The organism is Priestia sp. P5_B4 (assembly GCF_056400385.1).
Genome location: NZ_JBFULJ010000042.1, coordinates 1 through 18,670, shown reverse-complemented (window position 1 = coordinate 18,670; position 18,670 = coordinate 1). Strand labels below are relative to the sequence as shown.

The window sequence follows — 18,670 nt, the reverse complement described above, 5'->3', positions numbered from 1 at the left end:
GAGTTAGGCTGTGAAAGCATTATTATTGCAAGATAAAAATAAATGGACAGAAATGAAAGTAGAAGAAATAGAAAAACCTCTTCCAAATAAAGGGGAATTAGTAGTTGAAGTTCACGCAGTGGGACTTAATCCCGTAGATTATAAAACGGCTACTAATGGAAATCCTTATTGGACATATCCTCACATTCTAGGTTTAGATGTAGCTGGGACAATTGATGAAGTTGGAGAAGGAGTAGTTGACTGGAAAAAAGGAGACCGCGTTGTCTATCACGGGGACTTTATGAAAAAAGGCGGATATGCTGAATATGCGGTTACAACTGCTCATTCAATTTCGCGCATTCCTGACGCTGTTACATTTGAAGAAGCTGCTGCTTTGCCTACTGCAGGTTACACAGCGTATGAAGCACTATTTCGTAAACTTCCAATGAACCATATTCAAACCATCTTAATTCATGGAGGAGCTGGAGGCGTAGGAGGCTTTGGCGTGCAGCTTGCTAAAAACGCTGGAAAAACCGTTTTCTCAACAGCTTCAGCACATAATCATGAGTATGTGAAGTCGTTAGGAGCTGATTATGTAATTGATTATCGCGAGGAAAACGTCGCGGAAAAAGTATTGGAGCTGACAAATGGCCGCGGCGTAGATGCTGTGCTTGACACGGTGAGCGCAAAGAACGCAACGGATTCTTTAGATATGATTGCCTATAGAGGACATTTAGCACATATTGCTGGTGCACCTGATTATACAAAAGTAAAGCCTTTTACAAAGGTGATTTCTTATCATGAAGTAGCTTTAAATGCTGCACACCACATTGATGACATGATTGCGCAAGCGGATTTAGCAAAAATGGGAGATGAGCTTTTAGCATTAGTAGCAGAGAAGAAAGTAGCTCCGATGATTGAGCGCATTATCTCGTTAAAAGAAGTGCCGAKTGCATTAGAAGAGCTTTCAAAACGCCATGTGAAAGGGAAAATTATTGCTAAAGTTAAATAATAGCAGGACAGAAAAGACTCTTTTATTACGACTAATAAAAGAGTCTTTTTCTGCTATTTTCTTTTTTTGCGTTACTTCACTTATGAACTGCATATGATAGAAGATAATCAAATATAGCAAACGGGTGCGTATGAGCTTTTTTTACTAGTGAAATTGCTTTGAAATCGTGAAATTTTGAATAGTTTGAGTTATGATGAAAGAACGTGAAATTTGTATGATTGAAAGGAGAAAAAAGGTGCAAGGGTTTATTGATTTTGTACAAAATTTAGGCATAGTGGGCATCTTTATTGCTACAGCAATCGAAGCTGCGGCAATTCCTTTTCCGTGTACGTTATCGATTTTGCTTATTGGCTCGGTGTTGCAGCTCTCAATATGGAAAATCCTTATTGTTTCAGCTGTTAATACCGTTATTTATATCGCATTCAACTATATTCCGTTCGTTATGGGATACAGGTTTGAATCTATTACCAAGCGCTGGTTTGGTGAAAAAAATATAAAACGTGCCCAAAAATGGTTTCATAAATATGGAAAATGGAGTATTACGATTTCCCGTCCCATCAGTATCGCAAACTATATAACCTATTTGGCAGGTCTTAGTAAAATCAAATCTAGGGACTTTGTTTTATACAGCACCTTAGGCATTTTTCCGTGGTTTGTTTTTTTGCTCTATGTAGGAGGACTTGGAGATATTGAAAAAATCCAAAAATATTTGCATGATGTTGATCGTTTAATATTTGTTATTCTCGTAATCGGAGTGATAGTTGGTGCAGGCTGGTGGATGAAAAAGAGAAAAGATACATAAAAAAGGATCTGCCTAAATAAGCACTACCTTAAAAGTAAGAGAGTTTTTAAATTAAGGTTTTCATAATTCAAAAGAGCCGCCTCTGAGCCGAGTTTTCGACTTAGAGGCGGCTCTTTTATTCAACTACGAAGAGCCCGCCAGCTTCTATAAGACGTAATATCCTCCGCATCTTCTGTCGCATGAGCTTCACAAAGAAAACCCACTACTTCACTAGCGTCTTCAAGAGTGATTTTGCCTAGTCCGAGAGGAGAAGGGATAGAATCAGCAAAAGAGCCGAGTAGTGATAAAGGCATTTCCCAAAGTTCAACTTCAATTTTTTCTCCTTGTTGATGTGTTCGCAACAGCCCCGGTTTTGCTGGAGAAGTAGGCAGTTTAAAAAGCTGGTAATAAGGAGCGGTTTGGTCTTTTCGTACGAATGAAGCTCCGTGTTCACGCATTTGAGATTCAAGTGAAAACCCGCGCATATGCAAACCGCAAACAGCTACTAATGTTGTATCTTTTTTTGAATCAACCGTTCGTTCCCCATTTAAAAACAACTCGCTGAGTCCGCAAATGAATTGTTCGCCGTCAAATGTAGAGAAAAATGAAATGCCAAACGGTAAATCAAGATCCGCATCTTGAGATGGAAGAGAGACGGCACACAAGTCGAGTAAGTTACAATGATTTGTAAAGCGCCCCATGTCACTGTTTGTTTCAATTGGATTTTCTCTTACTTGTTCCCGCGTCCACGTTCCGCCTGCTGTCGGCATAACAAGAACAGCATTTTTAAGCTGATGATATGCTTTATGTTTAAAGGATTGAAGCTTATGTGAAGCTTGAAATAAAGCAGCAGCATCATATTCTGATTTAGCTCCTGAACGAAGCACTTGCTCGGTTACAGGAAAGRCTGTTTCTTCATGAGAAGTGATAAATTCTCCTAAGTCAGCCCAGCGCTCTGCTACGTAAGGGCCGTCATATAATAAAGCAGCTGCTTCACTTAAATACGAGCCGTCCATGTATTCGATAGGAATAGATAAATCTTCAATCTTTTTCACAGCTTGTTTCCACGCTTTTTCGTACTGCTCAGCAAACGGCCCGTAAAACGAAAGCGGTTCTTTTACCATATAAATTTTTTCAGGAAGCGCCGAAGAAGCCCGAACAACAGAGCGTGACCATGGGTCTCGATCGTCTACTCCTCTAATAATGGAATCTACGAGCAGTACGTCACTCCATTCATGAGCAAAAGCAGTGACGCAGTCTAAGCTTTTACATGCCGGAACTACACCTGCAGATGGCCAAGCTCCAAGGGAAGGTTTGTAGCCGATTAGACGGTTTAAACCAGCTGGAACCCGCCCTGAACCTGCTGTATCGGTGCCTAAAGAAAAAGCAGCATGCCCCCGAGCTACGGATACAGCTGACCCTGAGCTCGATCCGCCGCTAATGAGCTCTGGCTTTAACGCATTGTGCGTTTCGCCATATGGGCTCCGTGTACCGACCAGTCCTGTAGCAAATTGGTCCAAGTTGGTCTTTCCAAGAGGAATAGCACCTGCATCGATAAGGCGTTGAACAACCGTAGCATGTTCGGAAGGGATATACGTATATTCTTTACATCCGGCTGTTGTCGGTACATGTGCTATATCGATATTATCTTTAACGGCGAATGGAATTCCCCACAAAGGTAACGCTTCAGGGCTTAGCGTAGCTAAGCGATCCAGATAAGGTTTTAAATCACCGAGTGTGGGAGGGGTAATCCAAATATTCATGTCTTTGTCAGCTTCTACACGCGCAAAAATTTGATGTACTACATCTTCCGGAGTTAATTCTTTTTTGATATACATATCACGTAACCATTGAACCGAAAATTTTTTAGGCAAGCTCACTGTTTTCATTGTATTCACCGTCCTTAATGAGTAATTGGAGCAAAAGCTTTTATACCGGCAATCAGCTGTCCAGCTTGTACTTCATCGCCGGGTTTCACATGAATAGAACTGATATATCCATCCATAGGTGCTAGCTGCGGAAACTCCATTTTCATGCTTTCTTCGATAATTAACGTATCGCCTTTTTTAACTTTTTGTCCTTCTTCTACAAGAACTTTCCATACGCTTCCCGGCATTGTACAGCGCGCAGCTTCCGTACCTTCAGGCAGTTCTTGTTCCATAATTTCAGCTGTTTCGTGTTCAGAGACGTACTCGGCTAAACCAAGTGCTTTCCAATTTTCTCGTTCTGTTTGAAAAGCAGCCTGCTGGGTATGACGAAAAGCAGCCGTGCTTTTTTCAATAGATGAAAGAAAATTTAAATATTCTCCAAGTTTAAACGTTGTCTCCGTAATATCTGCTTCAAATCTTCCACGAAGGAAATCTTCGCGCAGTTTTAAAAGCTCGTCTGCTTCTACTGGGTAAAATTGAATTTGATCAAAGAAACGAAGAAGCCACGGTTTCCCTGCTTCAAAACTTTCCGTTTGACGAAGTCGATTCCACATTTGAATCGTGCGTCCCACAAATTGATAGCCGCCAGGACCTTCCATTCCGTATACGCACATATACGCACCGCCAATACCAACTGCATTTTCAGGCGTCCATGTACGGGCGGGATTATATTTCGTTGTAACTAAGCGGTGACGAGGGTCTAAAGGCGTAGCAACAGGTGCGCCTAAATATACATCTCCAAGCCCCATTACAAGATAATTAGCGTCAAATACAACTTGTTTAACATCTTCAAGGTGGTTCAGACCGTTTACTCGGCGAATAAATTCTAGATTGCTTGGACACCAGGGTGCATCTGGACGAACGTTTTGCTGATAGCGTTCAATAGCTAATTGAGTTGCAGGGTCATCCCATGAAAGTGGAAGTTTTACAATGCGAGACGGAACTTCCATTTCTTCAAGAGGAGGAAGCGCGCGATCAATAGCTGAAATATGCTGACAAAGTTCAAGAATAGACATCTTTGTTGCATCAATATGAATTTGAAGAGAACGGATACCAGGCGTTAAATCTAGAACCGGTAAATCCTCACGCTTTTGGATAGCTTCCATTAAAGCATGTACCTGGAAGCGAAGCAGCAGATCAAGCTCCATTTCTCCGTATTCCACAAGTATATTCGCATCGCCTGAGCAGCGGACGGAAAATGGGAAGCGTCTATTTTCCGTTTCGTTAATCAGCAGCGGATAATCGCTTTTGAGTGGCTGTGCTACTGGATTTGTAAGTATAGGAAGTGATGCAGATGTTCCGATATGCTGCAAAAAGTCTTCCTGAGTACATTTGAGTTTTTCAGCTTGTTCAAGGTCAATTAATTTAAACGAAATTTTATCTCCGGGATGAAGCTGTCCTATTTTCCAAAACTCTGCTGAAGCGGTGGTAACAGGGCAAACAAAGCCGCCAAGACTGGGACCGTCTGGGCCAAGTAAAATAGGCATATCTCCCGTTAAGTCTAAGGTGCCGATGGCATATGCATTATCATGAATATTTGATGGATGCAAACCGGCTTCTCCTCCATCTTCACGGGTCCAAAAAGGAGCGGGACCTATTAACCTCACGCCTGTTCTAGAACTGTTAAAATGAACTTCCCACTTTGTATCTGTTAGCTGCTGTAAATATTCTGGCTGTAAAAACTCTTCTGTACAATGGGGGCCGGGAATGACCCCAATTGACCATTCTTTAGACAGGGCTGGCTGATAGGGAAGGGCAAGTTCATTTTCAACGTGAGAGTAGTCAGAGACACGCAGTACATCTCCCGTACGAAGTGCTCTACCGCCGTGTCCTCCGAAGCTTCCTAGTGTAAAAGTAGAAGAACTGCCTAATATTTTAGGCATATCAAGTCCGCCGCCAATCAGTAAATACGTACGCATTCCTTCCGTTGCTTCACTAAATGAAAGAATTTGTCCCGGCTTTGCTCTAATGGTCTTATACATAGGGATTTCAGCGCCGTCTAATGTAGCATGCATTTTAGCACCCGTAATGCAAAAAGATAGATTGTCTCTAAATTTATAAGAGCCGCCTCGGAGGGTCATTTCAATCCCTGGTGCATCCGGGGAGTTTCCGAGAAGTTTATTTCCTATGCGAAAAGCAAAAGGATCCATTGGACCGCACGGAGGAACCCCTACGTTCCAGTGCCCGGTGCGTCCCGGGTAATCTTGAACAGTGGACTGAACGCCTCCGTCTAAGACTTCGAGTGCTTGTTCGCTCGGATTATATGAGTTAAGCATTTGAGTATACACGTCGCCTGTTTTGCACGCTTTTTCTTCTAGCAGTCCCTGCAAGTATTGAAGATTAGTAGTAACGCCGTATAATCTTGTTTCTTTTAAAGCAGCGCTCAATTTTAGAAGGGCTTCTTCTCGTGTTTTTCCATGAACGATAATTTTAGCCAGCATAGGATCATAAAGTGATGTTACAGTAATTCCGTCTCGTACCCACGTTTCAACTCGAGCACTTTTAGAGAGCATTGCTTGGTCGATTTGCCCGCCGCTGGGACGAAAATCATTTAAGCAATCTTCTGCATAAATACGAGCTTGGATACTGTGACCTGAAGGCACAGGAAGCAAAGAAGGAAGGTTTACTAGCTCATCGCATGCTTCTTTAAGCATCCATTCTACTAAATCAACGTTTAACACTTCTTCTGTAACGCCGTGCTCTACTTGAAGGCGAGTATTTACTTCTAAAAAATAAAATTTCTCCGCTTCGGCTTCATAAAGAAACTCTACCGTTCCTGCGCTTCGATATCCGACTTCTTTAGCTAGTCGCGTAGCTGCTTGCAGCATATTTTCCCGTATGTATGAAGGGAAGTTTGGAGCTGGGCTTTCTTCAATTACTTTTTGATTTCTTCGCTGAATAGAGCAGTCGCGTTCTCCTAAAGCTACTACTTCTCCAAAAGAATTCCCGAAGATTTGAACTTCTACATGGCGAGCTTTTTGGATGTATTTCTCTAAAAAAACACCGCTGTTTTTAAAGTTTGTTTGTGCTAAATGGCAAACTGAGTCAAAAGCTGCTTGAAGCGCTTTTTCATCTTGGCAAACACGCATTCCAATTCCGCCGCCGCCAGCTGTACTTTTTAACATAACGGGATAGCCAATCTCTTCGGCAGCACATACAGCTTCTGATACATCTGTAATAAGAGGTGTACCGGGCAGCAAAGGCACGTCGGCTTTTTGCGAAATTTCCCGAGCTGAATGTTTTAATCCGAATATTTCCATTTGCTGAGGTGTAGGACCAATAAATACAATTCCTTCAGCCTGACAGCGACGAGCAAATTCCGCGTTTTCGCTTAAAAAACCGTAGCCTGGATGAATAGCTTCCGCGCCTGTTTTCTTTGCAATATCTAGAATAAGGTCTTCGTTTAAATAACTTTCTTTGACTGGGCCGCTGCCAATTAAAATGGCTTCATCTGCTTCATCAACGTGCAGGCTGTCTTGATCAGCTTCTGTATAAACAGCTACAGATTCCACTCCTAAATGTCGTAATGTTCGCTCAATTCTAACGGCAATTGCTCCTCGGTTCGCAATTAATACTTTTGTAAACATAGATGAACACTCCTTTTTATAATGAATCCCAAATAACTAAGCGAATAGGGGTAGGGTTATAATCGTTGCACGGGTTGTTAAGCTGAGGGCAGTTGCTGATCAATACAAGTGTAGGATTGATAGCTTCCATTTCTACATAGTATCCAGGGGCAGATACCCCGTCATTAAACGTTAATCCGCCGCTTGGCGTCACAGGTACATTCATAAAAAAGTTTACGTTTGGTGCTAAATCTCTTTTGGTGTAKCGGCTATCATATTTTGATAGCTGAAGCATAAATGTATCTCGGCAGTTATGCATCGGAAGCGTGTCATGTGCATAACGTACGGTGTTGCTTTGTGCCGAACAAGCTCCGCCTAAGGTGTCGTGGCGTCCGCACGTGTCAGCAACAATTTTGACTAGTTCTTTGCCAGATTGAGAAAGCAGCACTGTGCCGGTGGATAAATAAATATTTCCTTGATTAGCAATCGTAGATACTGCACTGTAATGATCTTCTAGGTTTTCAGCATCAAAGAATAAAGTATCCGCTGCTTGATTGCCTTCTACATCTATTATTCTAAGCGTTTGGCCGGGTTTAAGCTCATGCATCCAGCCGTCCCCAGCCAGTACCGTTTCATCATAAATTGCGTTCTCTATTTTTCTGTTGCTTTCCACTCGATTAAATACAGCCATTATAAAGCCTCCTTTATTTTTAAATCGTTGATAGTGTTTTATTTCCAAGCAATAAATCATAAGACCATGTGTTTTCAAACGCTCGTTTATTTTCAGGTCTAAAATTTAAACAGTAGTCGTCTGAGCTTACAGAAGCTGCTTCATCTACGGTTATTTCAATCGGAACAGAAGGGTACGTTTCGCTTGGGTCTAGAGGGTTAGGTGTATTAGACAGTAGGAAAATCAAATCCATTTCTGTTCTAAACGTAATAAAATCTCCTTTTTTACAATGGGAAGAAACAAAATTCATATTGCCTTTTTCGTCGCAGTATACTTTTGAAAATAAGTTAAGGTTAGGGACTAGATCCCGTGTTGTTAAACCATTGCGCAAAAGCTCCATGGAAAAATTTTCTTCGCCATTTCTTCGCCATTCGTTTCGAGATTCTTGATAAGTAGATGCGCCGTATTTTTGATGAGTTAAGCTGCGCGTAGTGTAGCCTGAAATGGTATCATGCCAGCCGGTGTTGTCAGCAGTGATGCTTGCAAATGCTCTGCCGTTGTCACTCATCAGAACGTGTCCTTTTGTTAAGTGAGCAGTGTGCTGAGCTTTTAAGGTATCGGGCATGTTGTATCGTTCTGTTAAATCATAAGCGTTGTATAATAGTAGGGACAAATTTGCACCGGATTCTTGTGCGGTAAACGTCACCGATTTTCCTCTTCCAATTCGGCCTGACCATTTTCCACCAGCCGGGATTGTTTGCTTCCAGATAGAACTCATAAAATAACCTCCTTAGAATAAAAAAAGGATAAAAGCCTGAGAGAGTAGTCTCCCAGGCTTTTATCCTTCCGTGTTATACAGCGTAGCGCTATATCGCTCTCTCTCGGACCAGTCTTTAACATATGTTAAACGGAACCCTAGACAGCTTTTTTGTTCTTAACGGCTGTAAGAACCTTTATCCATTTGTGGCTTTCGATTAATCGTAGTATAGTATGAGTGAAAATGAGTTGACAAGCAGTTTGTTAGAATACCTGACAGGAAAACTGATTTTTCAGTTTATTTTTCAGGGACCGTCACTTTTGAATGATCTCTCTTTACAAAAGGAGCCGACAGTCGAGATTTTACAAAAAAATAGAGAAATCCAACAGTAAGCCAGGCGACACCAATCAAAAGAGTGTCTTTGTTTAACAGTGTGAGCAGCCATCCGATAAATGCCGCTCCGATCAAAGGGAAGATTAAATAGAGTATTGTTTCAGTAAACGACCGTTTCTTTAACTTAATATAAAAATGGGCAATGACTGATACATTCACAAATGTAAAAGCGGTTAAGGCACCGAAACTGACAAAAGTGACGGCTGTGTTTAAATCAATGAACATTCCCAAAAACGAAAAAGCGGTAACAAGCAAGATATTCACCACGGGCGTTTTAAACGTTGGATGAATATATGAAAATACCTTTTGAGGCAGTACGGATTCACGGCCTAAAGCATATAAAAAGCGAGTAACGCTTGTGACTGAAGAAACTCCTTGAGTAAAGGTTGCAATAATTAATACCGTAATAAATAGACTGCTTAAAAGATTTCCGCCCACTAATTTTACAAGGGTGTAGGCTGCATTATCAGGGTTAGTAAACGTGAAGCCCGGATAGGCAATCTGTGTAAAATACGAGATAGCGATGTACATAACAGCTGCGATGCAAACAATAAGAAAAATGGCTTTTGGAATTGTCTTTTCAGGTTGAATCGTTTCTTCCGCCATTGTTGTAACTGCATCAAATCCTAAAAAGCAAAAGCAAATGAGCGCAGCTCCAGAAAAAATAGTCGTAAACGGTACATCTGAAGCCAAAAAAGGATGAAGTGAAAAAAGCGTAGAAGAACTAGCTTGACCTGTTGCAATATCTTTGACGATAAATAAACAAAAAAAACTTATAAAGAGAATCTGAACTACAACGGAGATGCCGCTTATACGAGCTACAGATTTAATACCAACAATATTGACTAAAGCTAAGATAATGTTCATGAAAATGACCCATACGTATACAGGAATAGAAGGGAATTCCGTATGCATAAAAATACCAAATGTTAAAATAGCGATAATAGGGGAGAAAATATAGTCTAAAAGAAGTGCCCAGCCTACTAAAAAGCCAAGGCGAGGATGTATAGCTTTTTTCGTATACGTATAAGCAGATCCCGCTATCGGATATGCTTTTACCATTCGGCTATAGCTATATGCGGTAAAAAAGATAGCTAAAAAAGCGATTAAATAAGCAAGGACCATTTGCCCTCCAGCCGCATCGTAGGCTACTCCGTAAACTGTAAAGAAAATCATCGGAGTCATCCAGGCAAGACCCAAAAACACAATTTGATATACCTTTAGCGATTTACTTAACGCTGGTTGATTGTTCATATAAATCCCTTCTTTCCTCTATTTTATAGTAGTAAAAAAGAAAAGCCTGGGAGAATGATGTCATTCTCCCAGGCTTTTATCCCTCCGTGTATACGGAACCATTCCGTACGCTCTCTCTCGGACCAGCCTTTAACATGTGTTAAACGGAACCCTAGATCGCTTTTTTGTCTTCAACAGAGCGAAGACCTTTATAGGTAATGTAAGTAGTTCGAAGTATAAGCAGGATTATAGGAAGATGCAACTACTGTGTTAGATAGTTTAACAAACTTTTTGAAAAAGTAAACTTTTGTAAAAGGCGAACTATATATAATTTTATTAAAAAGATTATTCGTTTATAGTTGACTTACAGAAATACCTATAGTATATTTGTAGACAAGAAAAAGCTAAATACGGTTCACTCATATATGTTTGAGAATATGGCTCAGACGTTTCTACCTTATCACCGTAAATGATAGGACTATGAGTAAAAAGTGAATCTAGGTTCCCATTTTTACGTCAGTAGAAAGTTTGGTCCAAGCGATTCACATATTCATTTTTGAAAAGAAGTGGATATGACACCGAAGGGATAAAAGCCCAGGCGGGTAGGTTTTTGCTCATTGTATTTGAGAGACCTGCCTTTGTTTGGGCTTTTTCTTATGTGTCTATTTACAGTATGAGCGAGTGATGAAAATTTCTTGTTTGTATCTGCATTGCTTTCTGGGGAGAATAGCGATGCAAAGCATGAAATCACTCACTGAAGCTTTATCTGTAAGCCCTCATTTAACCATGGGAAGTACATTCTATCTATTTTCTAGCATTTTTTCTTTGATGAGCAGCGTGGGGACGCTGCTCCTTTTTTTGTTCTTGCTTTTTTCTCTGTAAATAAAGGTCTCTAAAGAGAAGGTGATTTGCGAAATTTGGCGAATTAATGCTTTAAACAATACATGATAGAGAAGATAAAGCGGTCTATGAAAAATGAAGAAGTTGAAAAATTGAGGAGGGAATTATGTTGCTTCACTTAATTAATGTTCGTTTGCCAATTATGCACGACCACGCTCTTTTTGAAGTGAAAATTTCAAATGGAATGTATACTTCTATCGTTTTACAAAACGGCTATCTTGAAGGTGACGAGTTTTTTCCGCTGCACGCGGCCGTGTTAGGAAAAGAAACGTCACTTGATGCACAGGGTCGTGTGCTATTACCAGGATTTGTAGATATGCATATGCATTTAGACAAAGCTCATTCGCTTCCTCAAGTGCCCAATATATCTGGAACTCTTCAAGAAGCCATTAAAAATTACAGCAGCAGCCTGCCGGCATTTCCAGAAGAAGAAATTAAGCAGCGAATGTTAAAAACTGCTTTGCAGGCATTAGCTAACGGTACGACTACGATTCGAACGCATATTGATTTTGACTGCAGCATGGAAGAAGATAGTTTATTTCGAAGTTTACAAGCGGCTGTCGAAGTGAGAGATGAATTAAGCCCGTATATGGACGTGCAGGTTGTTCCGCTATTCTCTAACCTAGACATTGATGATATGCATAAGATGAATAAAATTGAACGAGCATTCGACCTTGAAATTGATGCGATTGGAGGCTGTCCTCATTTAGCTAGAAATCCAGAAAAAGAGATTGATGCTCTATTTTCGCTGGCTCAAGCCTATAATAAACCTCTTGACTTACATGTGGATGAAAGCGATGATCCGTCTGTTGATACAATAATTAATATTGCTCACAGAACAATTGAATTAAATATGGAAGGAAAAGTGGTAGTGGGGCATCTTTGCTCGCTTGCAGGAATGACTGATGCAAAAGTGAAAGAAATCTTAAACCTTTTAAAACAGGCGAAAATTGGAGTTGTCACATTACCTGCTTCTAATTTATATTTACAGGGAAGAGAAGATAAAGGAATTGTAAGACGAGGCGTAACGCGTATTCGCGACATACAAAAAGCAGCGATTCCAATTGCTACTGCATCTGATAACGTGAACGACCCCTTTCATCCGTTTGGAAAAGCAGACTTGCTGCAAGTAGGGTTACTAACTGCCTATGCTGCACATATGGGAAGTCCGGATGATCAGCGGCAGTTGCTCCGAATGATTACAAGTATACCAGCCCGGCTGATTGGAAAAGAAAAGTATGGAGTGGAAGAAGGAAACGAAGCAAACTTTGTTCTATTAAATGTGCAGTCTGTACAGGAAATATGGACTGAACTTCCCGAAACTCGCTTTGTTTTCAACAAGCATCGCTGGCTTAGCGTAAAAGAGACGCATCAGCGGCTCGCTGATACGAACTTGACCAATCTTTGGCAGGAAAACCAAATTTTAATTGGTTAAAAACGAGGTTGAGACATAACTATATCAATTTAATCTAAAGACGAACAAATGGTATAAATCATCTAATAGATATCACTACTTGTTACACCGCTGTTGATTTCCGTTCAAGACTTCGCTTTCCGCGGGCGGCCGGTGAGCCTCCTCGTMGCTTGCACTCCTGCGGGGTCTCACCTATTTCGCTTTTCCCGCAGGAGTCTGCGTCTTGCCCTCCAAWCAACWGCTAGAAGCAATTATATACAYGAAWCCTACGTGCACCATCCTAATGAAAAGATCCGAACGAGTTGGATTCTCCATCAAAAATCCACTTCGTTCGGAACTTCCTTCAACGAATATACTCTTGTCTGTGCCTCATCTCTATAAATGTTTTGTTTAGCTCTGGCTTCCCAAAGTGGAACGTGATTGTACTTTTGCCACTCGAATACCTTTGTTTAAGCGTATTGTACTAAGTTTTAACATCAGAAAAGCAATGCCTATTGAAAAGATAATTATAAGAGCAATGCCTATTAGATAAGTTATAGTGGGATGTGCCATTTTAAATGAAAGTAATTCAGAAACTAGACCAGCTATGAAACCAATGAATCCACTTCCTGCAAGTTCGTCTGCAAATACTTTAAATGAAGAAGGGAGGTTTAGTAAAGCAAATGGAATAAGGGCAATAAATAAATACACATAGGCTAAAATTGCTAAGAGAATCGACACACCAAATGTAAGACGGTTCTGAGGGTTGTTAGGGTTGTTAGGGTTGTGCTTAGCACCAATGGTACCTAACCAAATTCCCATACTGCTAATCCCAATAGTTAAATTCCTTTTAGCAAAATACCACTGATTATTTGCACAGCAGACCAATGAATGAACAAGCCTAAAACAATTTCAATAGTTGATAGCAGGATGAAAGGGAGCAGCCAGCTAATCCACAGCTTACCTAGTGCAAGTTGCCAACTGGAAATCGGCAGACTTTTTATAAGTGATGCTGTCTCTGCTTCACGTGCAATTGAAGAAGCAGACATTGACCCATTAAAGAGAGCGTAAAAAAATAAAAAGAAAACTTGTACACCGAGCCATACATTATCTTTATAAGAAATAATATTCTCTAAAGTAGCTCCACTTTTTAAAAAGCCAATGGTAGGAAATATCAGAAAGAATACAAAAGGCATAAAAACGAGCCATTCTCGCAAATCTCTTTTTATATTTTTCCAATCTGTCAACCCAATAACCATAACTGGATGGTGAACTCGATATTTTTTGCTAGATGAAATTTTAGCTCTTTTTTTGGCTTTTCCTTCACTTAAACGAACCCATCCAGTTCTAAATCCTTTTTCTACTAAAAAAGAAGATAAAAGCACACTAAGAAAAGCCAAACCCATAATACTTAATGCGGGTAAAAAAGCATGAACAGATCCTTTAGCACTTGAGGTTATTGCTGTGCTCGCCCAGTAAAAAGGTGTCCAGTTAGGAAATAAGGGAAGGGCTGTTATTGCTTTTTCAAAAGGTGCTCCATTAGAGCTGAAATTGGGAAGTTGAAATAATACATATACAATAACACCTGATAAAGCACTCATGGCTGTCATAAGCTCGTTTGCTCTTTGTGCAGGAATAAGTTGAACCAACAGGAGATTAAGTAAATAACAAATAGAAAGGCCTATCACGGCTGTACTTAATAAAACGGCTAAGGAAATAATAAAGAATAAAAAATGAGCGTGAACTCGAATACCGTAGACGATCAACGGTATATAAAATAGAAAAAACATAATTAATGGTGTAGAAAGGAAACTCTTAATATATTTCACCCAAAAAAGCTGTTTTGTTGGAATGGGCATTGTAAATAAAAAGGATAAATCTAAAGAGGAATACAAGTTTTTAAATACCTGCGGGATTCCCATTAAGACAAGCATGCCCATTAATAGTAAACAGCTATAAGAAAATAAGCTGCTCACCGTCTCAAAAGAGAGAGAGGGTGCCACGCTCCATACGCCTTTTGACAGAAAATACACAATAAGAGCAATAAATAAAGTAGAAAATCCAATCGTGGCGTAAGCTTGTTTTTTAGAAGATTTAACATGGTTAAGAAGTAGTTTTCCTTCTGTTTGGAGCAAGAGTTTCATCATTGATTTTCACCAGCTTTTGCAAGTTCTTCTATAATGTTTTGCTGCTCTTCATTTCCTGTTAAATCGAGGAAGATGTCTTCAAGACTGGACTGATTATTGTTCGCTTGCTCTCTAAGCTCTTTCATAGAACCTAAAGCAATAACTTCTCCATCTAAAATAATGCCAATTCGATCACAAAGCTGTTCAGCAATTTCTAAAATATGAGTAGTGATAAAGACCGTTACGCCATTATCGCAAAGCCTACGTAATAGATTCTTTAGCGTTCGTGCACTTTTGGGGTCAAGTCCTACAGTTGGTTCGTCCAAAAAAATAATTTCAGGGTTATGTAAAAGCGCTCCGCATAAGGCGATTTTTTGTTTCATGCCGTGTGAGTAGCCTTCAATGAGTTCATGTGCTCGTTCTTCTAGCTGAAAAAGATGTAACCATTTAGTGGAGCGTTTCTCGAATTCGTCAGCAGATAATTTAAAAATCGAGGCGACAAACTGTAAGTATTCCATGCCGGTGAGTTTTAAGTAAAGTGTAGGTTGATCAGGAACGTAGGCGATTTTTTGTTTTGCTTCAACAGGGGACTCCCACACATTAATTCCGCACACATTAATAGAGCCGGAAGAAGGTTCTAATAGTCCTGTCATCATTTTAATAGTCGTTGTTTTTCCTGCACCGTTAGGGCCTAAAAAGCCGAATAGTTCGCCAGTTTCTACGGTTAAATTAATGTTTTTTACCGCTTTGTACGAACCGTAACTTTTAGATACATTTAATAGTGAAATAGAGTGCATCTTTATCCTCCTCATTTGTTTTTCTACTATCATATACGACTGAAAAAGGATAAAGTTTCATAAAATGTAATAAAAAATCCAAAAAAGAGCATAAAAAGAAGCTGTCACATTAGTGACAGCTTCTTAATCAATTATTTTTGAACGTTAGCAGCTTGTGGTCCACGAGCTCCATCTTCGATTTCAAATGTAACTTCTTGACCTTCTTCAAGTGATTTGAAACCGTCGCCTTGGATAGCTGAGAAGTGTACGAATACGTCGTCTTGTCCTTCTACTTCGATGAATCCAAAACCTTTTTCTGCATTAAACCATTTTACTTTACCTTGTACCATTGTAGTACCTCCTGTGTGGAAAATCCACGAATATATTACTATCTCTGCTCAATTTCAATAAGAATCACTTTAAAGAAAGTCTTTCTATTTGTTAACACCGAACAAGAAATAATATACCTAGTATAACACTTTTTTATAAAAAAGAAACCTTTTTTCATAAAAAAGTACTCTGAGATAAAAATAAGTTGAAAATATGGATATATTTTGAAATGGTAAATAAGCTATTGTTTTATGGATCTTTAGCAACTTCTAAAATCTTTTATCTCGTAAAAAAAATGAATATCGAGGTTGACAAATTGAGTGAATTGTAACTATAATGGTTACAACGAGCTAAGAAGAATTAGTAGTTCTATAAAAAAGCTCAAATTTTTTTGTGTTTTATGTAACCATAGTGGTTACAACGAAAATAAAAGGAGAGAATAAAAATGAAAATTGGTGTTATTGGAGCAACAGGAAAAGCAGGTCAATTAATTATGGAAGAAGCAAAACAGAGAGGACATGAAGTAACAGCCATTGTTCGAAATGCTTCTAAACTAAAAAATCAAACAAACGTAATGGAAAAAGATATTTTTGCCATCACTTCAAAAGATATTGAACAGTTTGATGCTGTGGTAGATGCATTTAATGCACCTCCTGGAAGCGAACAGCTTCACGTTGAGTCTATACAATCACTTATTAAAGTATTTCAAGGTGTGCAAACGCGACTCGCAGTAGTGGGCGGAGCGGGAAGTTTATTTGTAGATGCAGAAAAAACAGCGCCTTTAATGAGCACAGAAGGTTTTCCAGCAGCTTATTATCCAACTGCTTCAAACATGGGCAAAGGTTTAAAAGAACTTGAAAAGTCGACTATAAATTGGACTTATTTAAGCCCGGCAGCCTTTTTTGATGCAGAAGGTGCTCGCACGGGAGCCTATCAATTAGGAAAAGATCATGTGATCACAAATAGTCAAAATGAAAGCTATATTAGCTATGCGGATTATGCGATTGCTTTAATAGATGAGTTAGAGAATAAAAACCATGTGAATGAACGCTTTGCTGTAGTGGGTGAAAAAGCATAAGCTTACGTTTGAGTCATATTGAAAAACAGCTTGCATTTGATGTGAGCTGTTTTTTTATGGAACAAAATAAATATAAAGCAATGGAAAATGGTATAGATTTTTTATTATTTCTTCGTTTTTCTTTTTAAAAACGATACAATACAACATAGATGATAAAAAGGAGATGAAAAGATGATTCGTTTTGGTGTAATAGGAACAAACTGGATAACAGATCGACTGTTAGAATCAGCTCAGTATGTAGAGGACTTTCAGCTGGCAGCTGTTTATTCTCGAACGATTGAAAAAGCAGAAGAATTTGCAGGTAAATATGATATTCCTCATATATTTACTGATTTAGAGGAAATGGCGGCGAGTGCTGAAATTGATGCAGTGTATATTGCTACTCCAAATGCTTATCATGCGGAACAAGCTATCTTATTTTTGAAAAATAACAAGCATGTATTGTGTGAAAAACCGCTCGCAGCCAATGCAACAGAAGTAACTCGCATGATTCAAGTAGCCAAAAATCACAAGGTGTTACTAATGGAAGCGATGAAATCAACCCTTCTTCCTAACTTCAAAGTGATTCAAGAGAACTTACATAAAATTGGTCCAATTCGGAAATACGTTGCATCTTACTGTCAGTATTCTTCTCGTTACGATAAATATAAAGAAGGTATCGTGCTTAATGCCTTTAAGCCAGAGCTTGCAAACGGTTCACTGATGGATTTAGGTGTATATTGTCTTTATCCTCTGATTACGTTGTTTGGAGGGCCTCATAAAATAAAGGCAACGGCGTTTATGCTAGAATCTGGAGTAGATGGAGAAGGGTCAGTTGCTTTAGAGTACGAAGATCGTGACGCGGTCATCATGTATTCTAAAATTACAAATTCGCATTTGCCAAGTGAAATTCAAGGAGAAAAAGGCAGTATGATTATTGACAAAATACATACCGCTGAAAAAGTAGAAATTCGGTACAATGACGGACGGGTAGAAGAGTTAACGGTCGATCAGCCTTATCCTGCTATGTACTATGAAATAAATGAATTCGTAGAGCTGTTAAAGCAAGGAAAGATGGAATCGGAYACAAATTCTTATGAGAATTCATATTTAACAATGCATGTGATGGATAAAGTGCGAGAGCAAATCGGTCTTGTATATCCAAATGATAATAAATAAATAAATAACAGAGGCTGGGCAAAAGTAGTTTAGTTGAAGAAAGATCCGAACGAGTTTGATTCTTGATGGAGAATCAAGCTCGTTCGGATTTTTTTATTGATAGGGTAAAAGTAGGTTTCATGTATGAAGTTGCTTCTAGCTGTTGCACGAAAATCAACAGCGGTGTAACCCATCATCCATACTAGATCATTTTCTAATTTGTTCGTCTMTAAATTGGATTGAGATAGTTATGTCTCATTCTCTTTTATTGTCGCTATAAAGAACATAATTGAGATTCGAAATCTTGCTTCGGCACATTTTAAAAGCAAATATGTTGAAACAAGGGAAGTTTTTTAGTATCTTCTATCTTTATCTATCCCTGCATACATAGGATTAATCAAAGGAAAGAATAAAAAGAGTGGAAAATATTCGATAATCAATCCTAGATTAAAATGATTATAAAAAAGTATTGACTATAATAATAGCTCGTGTATAATAAAGAATGTAATCAATAGTCATTACTAGTTTATAATGATACTAATAATCGTTATCAAACAGAAGCTGTCATTGATTGCATTAAAAATAATACATACAAGCATAAGCTTGTGAAA

15 protein-coding genes and 3 riboswitches are annotated in these 18,670 nt (G+C 39.2%); of the genes, 5 read left to right on the top strand and 10 right to left on the bottom strand.

Going from position 1 to position 18,670, the window contains the following annotated elements; all coding sequences use genetic code 11:
* Positions 1-10: 10 nt before the first annotated feature.
* Both AC1DRF_RS07360 and AC1DRF_RS07355 read left to right on the top strand, forming a co-directional pair.
* Positions 11-991 (top strand): zinc-binding dehydrogenase, encoded by a 981-nt coding sequence (locus AC1DRF_RS07360; protein WP_477740506.1) that lies wholly within the window; start codon positions 11-13, stop codon positions 989-991.
* Between the two features lie 235 nt (positions 992-1,226).
* Complete coding sequence (locus AC1DRF_RS07355; protein ID WP_230183675.1) at positions 1,227-1,793, top strand: DedA family protein; 567 nt, start codon at positions 1,227-1,229, stop codon at positions 1,791-1,793.
* A gap of 119 nt (positions 1,794-1,912) precedes the next feature.
* Here the strand turns inward: AC1DRF_RS07355 and atzF are convergent, their stop codons facing one another.
* From atzF to AC1DRF_RS07330, 5 genes are all read right to left on the bottom strand, one after another.
* Positions 1,913-3,661: an allophanate hydrolase gene (atzF, locus tag AC1DRF_RS07350; RefSeq protein WP_477740505.1), complete on the bottom strand. Its 1,749-nt coding sequence runs from the start codon at positions 3,659-3,661 to the stop codon at positions 1,913-1,915.
* 14 nt (positions 3,662-3,675) lie between these two features.
* Positions 3,676-7,287: an urea carboxylase gene (gene uca / locus AC1DRF_RS07345; RefSeq protein ID WP_477740504.1), complete on the bottom strand. Its 3,612-nt coding sequence runs from the start codon at positions 7,285-7,287 to the stop codon at positions 3,676-3,678.
* A 16-nt stretch (positions 7,288-7,303) separates the two neighbouring features.
* Positions 7,304-7,957 carry an urea amidolyase associated protein UAAP2 gene (locus AC1DRF_RS07340; RefSeq protein WP_013081995.1) on the bottom strand — a complete coding sequence of 218 codons (654 nt, stop codon included), beginning with the start codon at positions 7,955-7,957 and terminating at the stop codon, positions 7,304-7,306.
* A 19-nt stretch (positions 7,958-7,976) separates the two neighbouring features.
* Positions 7,977-8,714 carry an urea amidolyase associated protein UAAP1 gene (locus AC1DRF_RS07335; RefSeq protein ID WP_427075617.1) on the bottom strand — a complete coding sequence of 246 codons (738 nt, stop codon included), beginning with the start codon at positions 8,712-8,714 and terminating at the stop codon, positions 7,977-7,979.
* 47 nt (positions 8,715-8,761) lie between these two features.
* Positions 8,762-8,866, bottom strand: a riboswitch (guanidine-I (ykkC/yxkD leader).
* Positions 8,867-8,990: 124 nt separating this feature from the next.
* Positions 8,991-10,340 (bottom strand): APC family permease, encoded by a 1,350-nt coding sequence (locus tag AC1DRF_RS07330; RefSeq protein ID WP_097824192.1) that lies wholly within the window; start codon positions 10,338-10,340, stop codon positions 8,991-8,993.
* 63 nt (positions 10,341-10,403) lie between these two features.
* Positions 10,404-10,506: riboswitch (guanidine-I (ykkC/yxkD leader) on the bottom strand.
* A 212-nt stretch (positions 10,507-10,718) separates the two neighbouring features.
* A riboswitch (purine riboswitch) is annotated at positions 10,719-10,820 on the top strand.
* Positions 10,821-11,325: 505 nt separating this feature from the next.
* Between AC1DRF_RS07330 and AC1DRF_RS07325 the strand changes: the two genes are divergently transcribed.
* Positions 11,326-12,654: an amidohydrolase family protein gene (locus AC1DRF_RS07325; RefSeq protein ID WP_016763252.1), complete on the top strand. Its 1,329-nt coding sequence runs from the start codon at positions 11,326-11,328 to the stop codon at positions 12,652-12,654.
* An 82-nt stretch (positions 12,655-12,736) separates the two neighbouring features.
* Here the strand turns inward: AC1DRF_RS07325 and AC1DRF_RS07320 are convergent, their stop codons facing one another.
* The 5 genes from AC1DRF_RS07320 to cspD form a co-directional block, all read right to left on the bottom strand.
* Positions 12,737-12,871: a hypothetical protein gene (locus tag AC1DRF_RS07320; protein WP_477740503.1), complete on the bottom strand. Its 135-nt coding sequence runs from the start codon at positions 12,869-12,871 to the stop codon at positions 12,737-12,739.
* A 152-nt stretch (positions 12,872-13,023) separates the two neighbouring features.
* Positions 13,024-13,434 carry a hypothetical protein gene (locus tag AC1DRF_RS07315; RefSeq protein ID WP_477740502.1) on the bottom strand — a complete coding sequence of 137 codons (411 nt, stop codon included), beginning with the start codon at positions 13,432-13,434 and terminating at the stop codon, positions 13,024-13,026.
* 17 nt (positions 13,435-13,451) lie between these two features.
* Entirely contained in the window at positions 13,452-14,759 is a 1,308-nt protein-coding gene (locus AC1DRF_RS07310) for a putative ABC transporter permease subunit (protein ID WP_477740501.1), read from the bottom strand.
* Positions 14,756-15,535, bottom strand: coding sequence for an ABC transporter ATP-binding protein (locus tag AC1DRF_RS07305; protein ID WP_230183680.1), 780 nt, complete (start codon positions 15,533-15,535; stop codon positions 14,756-14,758). Before AC1DRF_RS07305 ends, AC1DRF_RS07310 begins: the two co-directional genes overlap by 4 nt.
* A gap of 131 nt (positions 15,536-15,666) precedes the next feature.
* A complete protein-coding gene (gene cspD / locus AC1DRF_RS07300) occupies positions 15,667-15,864 on the bottom strand; it encodes a cold-shock protein (RefSeq protein ID WP_211078450.1) in 198 nt (65 codons plus the stop codon).
* Between the two features lie 425 nt (positions 15,865-16,289).
* Here cspD and AC1DRF_RS07295 point away from each other — a divergent pair, with 425 nt between their 5' ends.
* Together AC1DRF_RS07295 and AC1DRF_RS07290 are read left to right on the top strand one after the other, a co-directional pair.
* Positions 16,290-16,922 (top strand): NAD(P)-dependent oxidoreductase, encoded by a 633-nt coding sequence (locus tag AC1DRF_RS07295; protein WP_097824191.1) that lies wholly within the window; start codon positions 16,290-16,292, stop codon positions 16,920-16,922.
* A gap of 171 nt (positions 16,923-17,093) precedes the next feature.
* Positions 17,094-18,080, top strand: coding sequence for a Gfo/Idh/MocA family protein (locus AC1DRF_RS07290; RefSeq protein WP_097824190.1), 987 nt, complete (start codon positions 17,094-17,096; stop codon positions 18,078-18,080).
* Positions 18,081-18,670 lie beyond the last annotated feature (590 nt).

Coding starts and splice junctions, on each gene's coding strand:
- AC1DRF_RS07295 (WP_097824191.1), top strand. CDS start 16,290: ATGAAAATTGGTGTTATTGGAGCAACAGGAAAAGCAGGTCAATTAATT.
- AC1DRF_RS07325 (WP_016763252.1), top strand. CDS start 11,326: ATGTTGCTTCACTTAATTAATGTTCGTTTGCCAATTATGCACGACCAC.
- uca (WP_477740504.1), bottom strand. CDS start 7,287: ATGTTTACAAAAGTATTAATTGCGAACCGAGGAGCAATTGCCGTTAGA.
- AC1DRF_RS07335 (WP_427075617.1), bottom strand. CDS start 8,714: ATGAGTTCTATCTGGAAGCAAACAATCCCGGCTGGTGGAAAATGGTCA.
- AC1DRF_RS07310 (WP_477740501.1), bottom strand. CDS start 14,759: ATGATGAAACTCTTGCTCCAAACAGAAGGAAAACTACTTCTTAACCAT.
- AC1DRF_RS07330 (WP_097824192.1), bottom strand. CDS start 10,340: ATGAACAATCAACCAGCGTTAAGTAAATCGCTAAAGGTATATCAAATT.
- AC1DRF_RS07315 (WP_477740502.1), bottom strand. CDS start 13,434: ATGGGAATTTGGTTAGGTACCATTGGTGCTAAGCACAACCCTAACAAC.
- AC1DRF_RS07305 (WP_230183680.1), bottom strand. CDS start 15,535: ATGCACTCTATTTCACTATTAAATGTATCTAAAAGTTACGGTTCGTAC.
- cspD (WP_211078450.1), bottom strand. CDS start 15,864: ATGGTACAAGGTAAAGTAAAATGGTTTAATGCAGAAAAAGGTTTTGGA.